Annotated in this window: 10 protein-coding genes; 6 read left to right on the forward strand and 4 right to left on the reverse strand. The window is 34.5% G+C overall.

Translation table 11 applies throughout. The annotated features are described in order from the left end of the window. Positions 1-271: 271 nt before the first annotated feature. Positions 272-715: a hypothetical protein gene (locus tag GSA01S_RS06895; RefSeq protein WP_066126095.1), complete on the forward strand. Its 444-nt coding sequence runs from the start codon at positions 272-274 to the stop codon at positions 713-715. Between the two features lie 5 nt (positions 716-720). Then, positions 721-1,629, forward strand: coding sequence for a YitT family protein (locus GSA01S_RS06900; RefSeq protein ID WP_066126096.1), 909 nt, complete (start codon positions 721-723; stop codon positions 1,627-1,629). A 599-nt stretch (positions 1,630-2,228) separates the two neighbouring features. Here GSA01S_RS06900 and yidC read toward each other — a convergent pair. Continuing rightward, positions 2,229-3,197: a membrane protein insertase YidC gene (yidC, locus tag GSA01S_RS06905; protein ID WP_066126098.1), complete on the reverse strand. Its 969-nt coding sequence runs from the start codon at positions 3,195-3,197 to the stop codon at positions 2,229-2,231. Between the two features lie 374 nt (positions 3,198-3,571). Next, positions 3,572-3,847, reverse strand: coding sequence for an acylphosphatase (locus GSA01S_RS06910; protein WP_066126099.1), 276 nt, complete (start codon positions 3,845-3,847; stop codon positions 3,572-3,574). A 103-nt stretch (positions 3,848-3,950) separates the two neighbouring features. Between GSA01S_RS06910 and GSA01S_RS06915 the strand changes: the two genes are divergently transcribed. Beyond that, positions 3,951-6,668 carry an FtsK/SpoIIIE family DNA translocase gene (locus tag GSA01S_RS06915; protein ID WP_066126100.1) on the forward strand — a complete coding sequence of 906 codons (2,718 nt, stop codon included), beginning with the start codon at positions 3,951-3,953 and terminating at the stop codon, positions 6,666-6,668. Between the two features lie 158 nt (positions 6,669-6,826). Here the strand turns inward: GSA01S_RS06915 and GSA01S_RS06920 are convergent, their stop codons facing one another. Next, a complete protein-coding gene (locus GSA01S_RS06920; RefSeq protein ID WP_245631293.1) occupies positions 6,827-7,150 on the reverse strand; it encodes a branched-chain amino acid transporter permease in 324 nt (107 codons plus the stop codon). 2 nt (positions 7,151-7,152) lie between these two features. Next, complete coding sequence (locus GSA01S_RS06925; RefSeq protein WP_217994639.1) at positions 7,153-7,845, reverse strand: AzlC family ABC transporter permease; 693 nt, start codon at positions 7,843-7,845, stop codon at positions 7,153-7,155. A gap of 192 nt (positions 7,846-8,037) precedes the next feature. Here GSA01S_RS06925 and cmk point away from each other — a divergent pair, with 192 nt between their 5' ends. The 3 genes from cmk (at position 8,038) to der (ending at position 11,649) form a co-directional block, all read left to right on the forward strand. Next, positions 8,038-8,703, forward strand: coding sequence for a (d)CMP kinase (gene cmk, locus GSA01S_RS06930; RefSeq protein ID WP_066126104.1), 666 nt, complete (start codon positions 8,038-8,040; stop codon positions 8,701-8,703). A 285-nt stretch (positions 8,704-8,988) separates the two neighbouring features. Beyond that, positions 8,989-10,257, forward strand: coding sequence for a 30S ribosomal protein S1 (gene rpsA / locus GSA01S_RS06935; RefSeq protein ID WP_066126108.1), 1,269 nt, complete (start codon positions 8,989-8,991; stop codon positions 10,255-10,257). Between the two features lie 78 nt (positions 10,258-10,335). Beyond that, entirely contained in the window at positions 10,336-11,649 is a 1,314-nt protein-coding gene (gene der / locus GSA01S_RS06940; RefSeq protein WP_066126106.1) for a ribosome biogenesis GTPase Der, read from the forward strand. Positions 11,650-11,653 lie beyond the last annotated feature (4 nt).

Here is an 11,653-nt window from a genome sequence, read left to right on the forward strand (position 1 = left end):
CGAAATCATTCGATTTTCTTCTTTGGGTCCACTCCCAAATGTGCGGGGGTGGACAGACTAAGCGAAATCATTCGATTTTCTACTTTTGGTCCACTCCCAACTGTGCGGGGGCGGACAGACGAAGCGAAATCATTCGATTTTCTACTTCTTGTCCACTCCCTTAACACCTTCAATTGCCGTCCTTAATTTAACTTTAGTTTAAAGGGAATGTATAGTATAATTAATCAATGTGGGAGCTTTCCTATAATTGTCATTCAGAGAGGAAGATTATATGTCTAAAATTAAAGAAGCATTTGACAAGATCTTAGCTGAGAAGAAGATACCAGCTAATTATAAAGAAATTGAAAATGGGCACCATTTATATCGCTTGCAGTTTAAGGCCAGTGAAACAAAATTATTAATGGTCGAAATTATTATTCAAGAAAGTGAAGATCCATATGTCGATAGTCAAATTATTTATCGCCATGTTCATCTTTTAAATGATTACAATAAACGTGGTGAAGCTTTAGACTTAATCAATGAATTAAATGAAATGAAGACTGGCTATTATACTTTACATTTAGCATTGGATGGCGAAATTTTCTTAAGAAATATCATTCGCGTTGGCGAAGATGTCACGCCACTATATGAGACGGTAGTTTATGGAGCACGTATTGCTCGTGGTTTAATTCCTCCTTTAGTTGAGAAATTAGGTAAATCTGGCGAAATCGGGTAAGCTGCATGATAAATAAATATTTAAGTGAGCATCCAGAGGCGAATTTCTTTTTTCAAATATTTATTGCCTTGATATCCGCATTAATTTTCGGATTATCAATGAAATTTTTTCTAATTCCTGGAAATATTTTTAGTGCAGGAGCGACTGGTTTAGCGCAAATAATTAATTATTTTACCCGTGAAACGGCATTAGCAGCTATTTTTACCACCGGTAATCTTTATTTCATCTTAAATATTCCGTTGATCATCTTAGCTTATTTAAAATTAGGAAAAGAATTTACTGTTATGACTTTAATAGTCGTACTCTTTTCTTCATTAGCAACCAACTTATTTCCCTTAACCTATGTGTCGCAAAACCCACTTATTAATGCAGTAATTGGTGGTGTATTAACCGGTTTAGGAACAGGTATTACCATTAAGTATGGGATGTCAAGTGGTGGATTCGATATCTTATCGCTTTATTTATCGAAAACTTTTGGTTGGGATGTTGGCATGATGACTTTATTAGTCAATTCCATTATTATTATTGGTTCTGGTTTGCTATACAATCTAGAAACGGCTATCTTTACTTTGATTACGATTTTTGTAACTTCTCGTATGATCGATGCGATCCATACTGGAGAACAACGATTAACTGCTTTTATTGTGACGAATGATGCTGCTGCAGTGACCTCTAGTATTCGTACGCGTTTAATAAGAGGTTCAACCGTCATTGAAGCTCGCGGAGGTTATACAGGCGATAAGCGTGACTTAATTATGGTAGTCATTAATCGTTATGAATTACATGATTTGCAGTTAGCAGTTATAGAATCTGATAGTAAAGCATTTGTCAATATTATTCAATCAACTAAAGTATTAGGACAGTTTTTAACTAAAGAACAACAAAAATTAATGAAAACTCAGCCGATAAGATAAAGTAATTTGTGATGTCGTGACTGATTACTGATGGCTATCGAATGAGCTTTTGCGTTTATTTATATATTGACAAAAATATCGAAATCTATTTATGTCACTTTTTCTTAAAAATAATGATTAATAAGAGAATTATCCATCAATCATAAATAGACTAATATTAGTACGCTGATGCTAAAAGATGAACAAAGGGCAAATGACCAGAATGTAGCAATGGTTTACATAGAAAAGTCAAATCGTTGAATCATGATGCTTCTTTGGTAGTAAAAAGTTTGTTAGTCGATGGTTTGATCATTAATAATATTTCAATAATATTTAAAGACGAGACGATGGGCATTACTTGATTAATTTAGTCAAGTTTATTGTTCTTTACTGAATAGTTCAGTGTTTGAGTGGCCTTAATCTGCGTCTTAAAGACTTGTTTGAGACATACTCAACTTGTGCGGGAGTGAACAAATGAAGTGAAAATCATTCTATTTTCTACTTCTGGTTCACTCCCTCGTTTATTTTTAGTGATTCTTCACTGGAAAAAAGAGTAGGCGAGAAATTGACCAATCAACCGATTGATCAACTTTCCGCCTACTTTTAAAATTGTTATTTAATTATTTACGACGATTTTGTTTACCAGCATTACGACGTTTATTGTTTTCATTTACAGGTAAAACCGGTTGTTTAGTAGGAACTAAACGTTTTGAACCTTCAGCAGTTGTTTCGTTGGCTTTTTTAACCTTGGTGCGTTTTTGACGAGGAGAATTCTCAAATTTTTTAGCTTCATCATCAAGCATTTTTTGAATTTTAGGTCTCATAACATGATTTGAATAAAGTTGTTGAATGAAACTAAAAATACTACCCGTTAAGAAATAAATTCCTAAACCAGCATTAGATGCATAAGAAATCCAACCTAACATAATTGGATTCATTAACATCATAGAATTAGTAGTTGAATTGGCAGTTGGATTATCCGTTTTTGGAGTAGCGCGTTGCATTAACCAACCTTGTAAGAAGGCAAATACCACTACTAACGCGACAATCAATAAATTACGTTCACCTAAATGAATACCTAAGAATTTACTATCAATAATCTTTTGTGAAGATCGAATAGCGGTATAGACTGCTGAGATAATTGGCATTTGGATTAATAATGGTAAACATCCAGATAAGCCGCCAAACATATCAATATCATATTTTTTGTAAACAGCCATCAATTCATTATTTAAACGAGCTTTTTCAGTAGGGTCGTCTGTAGCATCGATTTCTGCACGAATTTCATCAATTTCTGGCTGTGCAAATTTCATTCTTGCTTGACTAATCATGGAAGATTTTGTCATCTTTAATGATGAAGGTAACATTAATAATCGGGTAATAATGGTAACGATGATAATTGCGACACCATAACTACCACCAAAGATATTAGCTAAGAAGTTTAAAAAGGCTGTTGCAGGTTTACCAAAATATTCATATACCCAACCTGTTGGGGTTCCATCTGCTGTATATTGCACGCATCCACTTGCTATTAAGACAATTCCAAACAATAATAATAGCATTGGAAGGTGTTTTTTTAATTTTTTCATTAATTCACTCTCCATTAACATTTCATACCTATATACTATAATGAAATATTAACAAATTTTCAACTGTTTTATAGAGAACGGTCTCAATTATCGAAAAATAAGTGATGATGTAAAGCAAAATGTGATAGCTAGCAAATCGACTAAACGGTATCAGTTAAGGCTGTTACAGCTATTTATTATTCAGTCTGTGGATCAGAAAACTGAAACATCATTTGGTCGGTTTTATTTACTATCTACTTTACTTTTAAAGCAAAAGGGTACAGCAAATGCGCTTTGTTTTACTTCTTTATTAATTCTGGCATTGATTAATGTTTTTTACTTCCTTCGCATGAAACCGAATTGTTGAGTTAATAGATTTAAATAAGTTATGATTGTTAATAGCGAATTGAAAAATCTTGGTAGGTTTCTGTTGGAGTGATCTCATTAATATCAATATTATCGATTTTAATTAGCCGATAAGGGGTATTAAAGACTTCGTCAATAAAGTGGTCTATTGAATTTTCATTAGTTTGAACGATTGCTTTGACGGTGCCATCATTTAAATTTTCAACAAAACCTTTAACTTGAGATTTAAGTGCGCACTGATAAACATGATAACGAAATCCGACCCCTTGAACAGTTCCTTTAAAAATAAGTTCATATGTATGCATAGCCCTCATCCTTTTCATTTTGTATGTTTTCATCATATCAAAAAAACCTGAATATGTGTTATAATAATGTGCAGAGAATTTAAGAAAGTGGAGTGTGAGCATTTTGGCTAAAAAAAATACCAACCAAAACAACTCAAAAAAACAAAAAAGTAGCACTCAGACAACTTTAAAATTAAAATATGAAATTACCTATTTAATAATAGGCTTAATTATTTTTTTTATTAGTTTATTATCATTATTTGATGGTGGTTTTGTCGGTAATTTATTTGCGAATAGTTTTCGTTTATTAATTGGTGAAACCTATACCTTATTTTTACTCAGTGCTATTTTATGGGCAACCTATTTAATTTTAAAAGGACATTTACCTAAAATTCGATGGTGGCGCTATTTAGGGGCCTTTTTAATTTTAGTATCCTTAACGACAGTATTACATTTTAATTTATTTAATAGTGTCGAACCTTCAGCTATCTTTCGATTAACTTACGAACGATTTCAAAATGATTTTCTTGTGAGCCAAAATCGAACGGATTTAGGAGGCGGATTTTTAGGAGCCGCTTTTTATTCAACTTTAGGCTATCTATTTGGTCGTTGGGGTACCTATTTATTTTCCGGTATTCTTTTCATTATTGGCTTTTGTTTAGTTGAAAACATCAGTTTTGAGATGTTGAAACAATTTTTCCACAATACATTTGTAGGTATCCGCAATATCTTTAAAAAATTATTCCCTAATTTTGAAGAGATTAAAGATGTATTCAATGATCAGGCGATGGATGTCGCCATTTTACAAGAAGATGATCCAGATAAGATTGAACCGTTTAATTCAGATGAAAAAGTGTCTGACACAATGGTTACTGATAAGAAACCTTCTTTATTTAATCGACTGTTTAAAGATAAACCTGTAGCAAATCAAACAGACGATTTGTATCAGACAGCTTATAAACCAACTTATCAACATGCTGGAACTAGAGAATTTAAACCTTATGATTTAGAAAAAGAGCCAGTTGTCAACCGTATAGTGCGTGAAGAAAAGGTATTGGATTTAGATTATTTTGATTATAATCATAATTTAAGAAAACAACCTAAGGAGCATAACCAACCAGCTAAACCTAATCCAATTAAACCAATTATTATCAGCTCTAATCAAGCGATACAGAATGAATCAGAAGCTTACCAAGACACAATAACTAAAGAAGAATACTCTGTTCAGGAAGAAATCCCAACTACCAAAGAAACAACTGAGGACTTACAGAATATTGAAGGTGTAGAACGTCCGAGTCAACGCATGAGTTCGGCGGGACATTGGCAAAATCAAGCAGCCAGTACTCAAGATTTGACGACTGATGAGATTGAAAAAGTACTGGATTCGGCGGAAATTGCTGAACCCAAAGCCAATAAGAAACCAGCTCAAGTTAAGAAAGGCAAAAAATTAACCTTACCCGGTAAAAACTTATTGAAAAAAATACCACCGGTTGACCAAAGTGAAGAATATGAACGTATTAATGAAAATATCGAAAAATTAGAACGTACCTTTGAAAGTTTTGGCGTAAAAGCCAAAGTGGTACAAGCTAATTTAGGCCCCTCGGTAACGAAGTACGAAATTGAACCGGCAGTAGGAGTGAAGGTTAGTAAAATTGTTTCTTTATCTGATGATATTGCCTTGGCATTAGCCGCACGTGATATTCGGATGGAAGCACCGATTCCGGGCAAATCATTGATTGGGATTGAAGTACCGAATAATCAAGTTAGTCCGGTTTCCTTTTGGGAAATTATTGATGCCGCACTTGAGAGTAAAAACTTATTGGAAGTGCCATTGGGACGTGACATCTCGGGGTCGGTCTGTTTAGCTGATTTAAGCAAGATGCCTCACTTATTAATTGCTGGAGCTACTGGTTCAGGTAAATCGGTGGGGATGAATGTTATTATTGTGTCCTTGTTAATGAAAGCTCAACCGGATGAAGTTAAATTTTTAATGATTGATCCGAAAAAAGTTGAATTGACACTCTATGATGATTTACCACATCAATTGACACCTGTTGTCACTAATCCACGAAAAGCAGCTCAAGCTTTAAATAAAGTGGTTCAAGAAATGGAACGACGTTATGAATTATTTGCAGCGTCAAATGTGCGAAATATTGATAGTTATAATGAACAAGTCGATGACTGGAACAAAGAACAACGAGAGACCGTTTATGAAAAATTACCTAAAATTATTGTATTTGTTGATGAGTTAGCGGATTTAATGATGGTCGCAAGTAATGAAGTCGAAAATGCCATTATACGCTTGGCGCAAATGGCACGTGCTGCTGGGATTCATATGATTATCGCTACTCAAAGACCATCAGTGGATGTCATTACGGGGATTATTAAAGCCAATGTACCGAGCCGTTTAGCCTTTGCAGTTTCAAGTGGTACTGACTCACGAACTATTTTAGATAGTAATGGGGCAGAAAAATTACTTGGACGTGGGGATATGCTATTTCAACCAATGGGTAAAAATAAACCAGTTCGTGTTCAAGGTGCTTATATTTCAGATACAGAAGTTGAACGGATTACTGATTTCATTAAAGAACAACAAAAAGCTGATTACGAAGATTCACTGATTGATCTTGATGGGGAGAGTGAAAGTTCACTTGATGTGAGTGAAGATGAGTACTTTGAAGAGGCTGTCGCCATGCTTGAAGGACTTGAAACCATTAGTATTTCTCAATTACAACGTAAATTTAGAATCGGTTATAACCGGGCAGCCCGTTTAGTGGATGATATGGAAGCGGCAGGTTTAGTTGCTCCGCAAGATGGTAGTAAGCCACGTCAAGTATTATAGAATTGACTAGCATCCATTTAGATGATATGACCGAATATACACAAATCAATTAAATAAAAATAAAACGAGATTTAGCTAGACTCAAATGTCAATTCCTTTAAATCATAAAAAGAATGATAAGGAGCATTACGCCTAGAGCAAGCTAATCTCGTTTTTTTTTATAAACTTTGAATCAGTACCATATAAACAATTGTTCCAATACTAATACTTAATAATAAATTACGTTTGAATAAATGAACAATAATGACAACAACCGTTGCAATAATGCCATACCAGTTTTGTTGAGAAAATGGTATTTGATAATTTTTAAAAGCATAAATAACTAATAAAGCTAGAACAGCACTTGGTAAAACCTCACCCAAATATCGTACAAATTGAGGTGGTTCTTTACTTTCAGGAAAGATAAGAAACGTAATAAAACGAGTGGTCATGGTACCTAAAACTACCACTAGAATTGTTAGAATTTGTTGTGTAATTGTCATCTTCATCGCTCCCAACCGCTAGGCTTCGTTATAAAAAATTGAAAAGAAAAAATGAGTATAATCATTACCATCGCAGGAATCATAAAATTTTCTGCCCCAAATACGATAAGACTTAATAGTGAGGCCAACAAACCAATAAATACGGAATGATGTTGTTTTTTCTTAAGCCAATGATCGAGTAATAACACAATAAAGAGCGCATTTAGCACAAAATCGATCCCTTGAGTATCAAAAGGTAAATGATTACCAAAAATAGCACCTACAGCTGTACCAAATACCCAATACACTTGATTTAACCAAGTAACATGAAAATAGACCCAACTTTTATCTAAGTATTCTGGAATATCAAGTGAAACATTAATCGAAAAAGTTTCATCACACATGCCAAAAATGATAAAAAATTTCTTCCAACCTAAATTTTTAAATTTATCCAGCATCGATAATCCATAAAATATATGACGAGCATTCACCATGATCGTTAATAAATAGGACATTATCGGATTAAAGGTTCCTAATAACATACTCATGGTGACAAACTCCATTGACCCGGCATAGACGATAGCGCTGGTTACAATAGGAAACAGCGGATGAAAACCTAAAGAAGTGGCGAAGATACCATAGGATATGCCTAAAAATAAAAAACCTGTAAAAATTGGGATTGTTTTGGGAAAAGCAAATTTAAAAGCTTCTTTCATTCTCATGCTCCTTTACTAAAAAATAAGGTATCATAGTACCTAAAAGTTTTTAATAAAAAATTAAAAACGTATTAGCATTACTTAATTTTATTTTAACCACCTACTTTAGTCAAGTTTTGTGAGTTGTTTAAATTAAGTTGCTTGACTGATATGAAATTGGTAAAATACTAAAAGTATATGAGGTGATAAGAAATGAAAAAAATAACCATTGCTATCGATGGACCGGCTTCTTCGGGTAAAAGTACAATCGCCAAAGAAGTCGCTCAACGATTGGGAATAGCTTATATCGATACGGGTGCGATGTATCGCGGTATTACTTTAGCATTAATAGAGCAAAATATACCTTTCGCTGATGTCGATCAAATCGTGGCATTGATGAATCAAATAAAAATGGAATTTAAAATAATTGAAGGGAGTCAGCATCTTTTCATTGAAGGAGAAGATGTCTCTGAAAAAATTCGTTCAGTCGAAGTAACCGAAAATGTTTCAGAAGTCGCTGCAATACCTGAAGTGCGTCAACACTTAGTAAGTCTGCAACAACGAATGGCTGAAGCCAGTTCAGTTGTAATGGATGGCCGTGATATTGGAACAGTGGTATTACCTAATGCACCATACAAGTTTTTCTTTACGGCCAGTCCACAGGTAAGGGCCTTACGACGTTATAAAGAAAATATGGCAAAAGGTTTGACATCACAAAGCTTAGATGAGATAAAAGTAGCCATCATCGAACGGGATCGCTATGACTCGACCAGAGAACATAGCCCCTTAAGAAAAGCGGATGATGCGATTTTAGTTGATACGAGTGACTTGACGATTGACGAAATCGTCACAAATATCATTCAAAATGTTGAAAAATAAGTATTAAATTGATAGTTTTATCGCTTTCTTACTAGACGAAAGCTGATTTATTTGTTAAAATGCTCATTGTAGGCTCTTTATAACTAAAAAGAGCGACAATATTGTAGGTAACTGCTTAGGAGGAACTGGTAGATGTCAGAAGTTGAAAAGACAGAAATTGAAATGACTGAAGTAGAAAATACTGAAGTTGAAAGTACAGAAGTTGAGAATACTGAAGTTGAAGAAACTGAAGTAGCAAAAGTTGAAGATACAAAAGAGGAAGAAGCTCCTGTTGTATTAGAAACAATGGAAGATGCTTTAGATAGCGTCATCGAAATTAAGATTGGTGATACTGTAAAAGGTGATGTATTAGCCTTTGATGATAACCAAGTACGTGTTGCTATTAAAGAATCTGGTGGTTTAGAAGGTGTTATCCCTCGTAATGAATTATCAGAATCTTCATTTGAAGAATTATCAGATATCGTATCAATTGGTGATGAAGTAGAATTAGTTGTTTTAAAACCAATTAAAGATAAAGAAAATGGTAACTACTTATTATCTAAAAAACGCGTTGAAGCTAAAAAAGTTTGGGCTGAATTAAAAGAAAAAGCTGACAAAGGCGAAACAATTGAAGCACCTGTAAAAGATGTTGTTAAAGGTGGTTTAGTAGTTGATGCTGGTGTTCGTGGATTCGTTCCAGCTTCTATGGTTGAAGATCACTTTGTAGAAGACTTCTCACCATACAAAGGTCAAACTTTAGAATTCAAGATCGTTGAAATCGATGATATGGATAATCGTTTAATTTTATCTCATAAAGAAATCGCTAGAGCTGAACGTGAAGCAAAACGTGCAGAAATTTTATCTAATTTAGAAGTGGATTCTATTGTTGAAGGTAAAGTTGCGCGCTTAACAAACTTTGGTGCCTTTATCGATTTAGGTGGGGTTGATGGATTAGTTCATATTAGCCGTATTTCACACCAACACATTAACAAGCCAAGTGATGCGTTAACAATTGGTGATACCGTTCAAGTGAAAGTATTATCAGTTGATGAAGAAAAAGGACGTATTTCATTATCAATTAAAGACACTCTACCTGGACCTTGGGATAATATCGAAGAAAAAGCAAGTGAAGGAACTGTCTTAAAAGGAACTGTAAAACGTTTAACTGATTTCGGTGCGTTCGTTGAAGTATTCCCTGGAGTTGAAGGTTTAGTTCACGTTTCACAAATTGCTCATGAGCACGTTGCATCTCCTGCTGATAAATTAGAAGAAGGTCAAGAAATTGATGTTAAAGTTTTAAGTACTGATGCTGAAAATCAAAGATTATCATTATCAATTAAAGCTTTATTAGAAAGACCAGCTCAACCAGCAAGAGAAGAACAAGCTTCTACTGAAGGCGAAGCAGCAAAACCTGCACGTTCTAATAACCAACGTCCAAGAAGAAATAGTGGACAAGCTCGTCGTCAAAATAATTCGAATACAAAAACAACATATTCAGATTCTAATGACACTGGCTTCACAATTGGTGATGTATTTGGAGATTTACTTGATGGTTTCAAACCAGAAGGTGAATAATCGATACTTTAAATAAAGTCAATCAGGCTGTGACCTAAGTCGCAGCCTTTTCTTATGAATTTTTTTGGAGGTGAACAGATGAGTATTCCTACAGTTGCTTTAGTTGGAAGACCCAATGTGGGAAAATCAACCGTATTTAATCGTTTAGTAGGGGAACGAATTTCCATTGTTGAAGATTATCCTGGTGTTACCCGTGACCGTATATATGCAAAAGGGGAATGGTTAGGCAAAGAATTTCGTTTAATTGATACGGGTGGAATTGAGATGATTGATGAACCCATCATGAATCAAATCCGTTATCAAGCACAAATTGCGATTGATGAAGCAGATGTCATTCTCTTTTTAACGAGTGCAAGAGAAGGCGTAACAGATGCTGATGAAGAATTATCAATGTTACTGCATCGAACTAATAAACCGGTGATCCTTTTAGTGAATAAAGCCGACAATCCAGAACAACGTCAACAAGTTTGGGAATTTTACTCACTTGGCCAAGGTGATCCTTTCCCCGTATCTGGAGCACACGGAACAGGGTTAGGTGATGTTCTAGATAAGATTTTCACTTATATTCCAGAAGACGCCCAAATTAAAGAAAATGAAGACTTGATTAAGTTTAGTTTTATCGGACGCCCCAATGTGGGGAAATCCAGCTTAGTCAATGCCATCTTAAAAGAACAGCGAGTGATTGTTTCTGATATGGAAGGGACAACTCGAGAAGCGGTTGATACTTATTTTACAACCGATAATGGTCGTGAATTTATGATGATTGATACCGCTGGTATACGTAAACGGGGGAAAGTTTATGAAAATACCGAAAAATACAGTGTGTTAAGAGCCTTGTCTGCGATTGATCGAAGTGATATCGTCTGTTTAGTGATTGATGCTGTAACAGGTATTAGAGAACAAGATAAAAAGGTTGCCGGTTATGCTTATGAAGCAGGCAAAGGAATTGTAATTTTAGTGAATAAATGGGATGCGGTAGATAAATCGGAAAACCTATTTGAGGAATTTACTAAAGACATTCGAGCACAATTTCAATATTTAGAATTTGCCCCTATATTATTTGTCAGTGCAAAAACAGGTCAACGATTGAATCGATTACCAGAATTATTAGAAATGATTTATGATAATCGTCATCGTCGTATTCAATCTTCTGTTCTCAATGATGTATTAATGGATGCTGTCGCAATGAATCCAACCCCGACTGATAAAGGTCGAAGATTGAAGATATATTATATGACTCAAGTAGCCATTAATCCACCAACTTTTGTTGTTTTTGTTAATGACTTAGAACTGATGCATTTCAGTTATGAGCGTTTTTTACAAAATCAACTCCGTGATTCTTTCTATTTTGAAGGAACACCCATAAAAATAATAGTCAGAGAGCGTGAATAGTAGC

It is taken from the genome of Globicatella sanguinis NBRC 15551, assembly GCF_001552295.1.
GTDB lineage: Bacteria > Bacillota > Bacilli > Lactobacillales > Aerococcaceae > Globicatella > Globicatella sanguinis.

Coding starts and splice junctions, on each gene's coding strand:
- yidC (WP_066126098.1), bottom strand. CDS start 3,197: ATGAAAAAATTAAAAAAACACCTTCCAATGCTATTATTATTGTTTGGA.
- GSA01S_RS06910 (WP_066126099.1), bottom strand. CDS start 3,847: ATGCATACATATGAACTTATTTTTAAAGGAACTGTTCAAGGGGTCGGA.
- GSA01S_RS06900 (WP_066126096.1), top strand. CDS start 721: ATGATAAATAAATATTTAAGTGAGCATCCAGAGGCGAATTTCTTTTTT.
- GSA01S_RS06895 (WP_066126095.1), top strand. CDS start 272: ATGTCTAAAATTAAAGAAGCATTTGACAAGATCTTAGCTGAGAAGAAG.
- GSA01S_RS06920 (WP_245631293.1), bottom strand. CDS start 7,150: ATGACAATTACACAACAAATTCTAACAATTCTAGTGGTAGTTTTAGGT.
- rpsA (WP_066126108.1), top strand. CDS start 8,989: ATGGAAGATGCTTTAGATAGCGTCATCGAAATTAAGATTGGTGATACT.
- der (WP_066126106.1), top strand. CDS start 10,336: ATGAGTATTCCTACAGTTGCTTTAGTTGGAAGACCCAATGTGGGAAAA.
- cmk (WP_066126104.1), top strand. CDS start 8,038: ATGAAAAAAATAACCATTGCTATCGATGGACCGGCTTCTTCGGGTAAA.
- GSA01S_RS06925 (WP_217994639.1), bottom strand. CDS start 7,845: ATGAAAGAAGCTTTTAAATTTGCTTTTCCCAAAACAATCCCAATTTTT.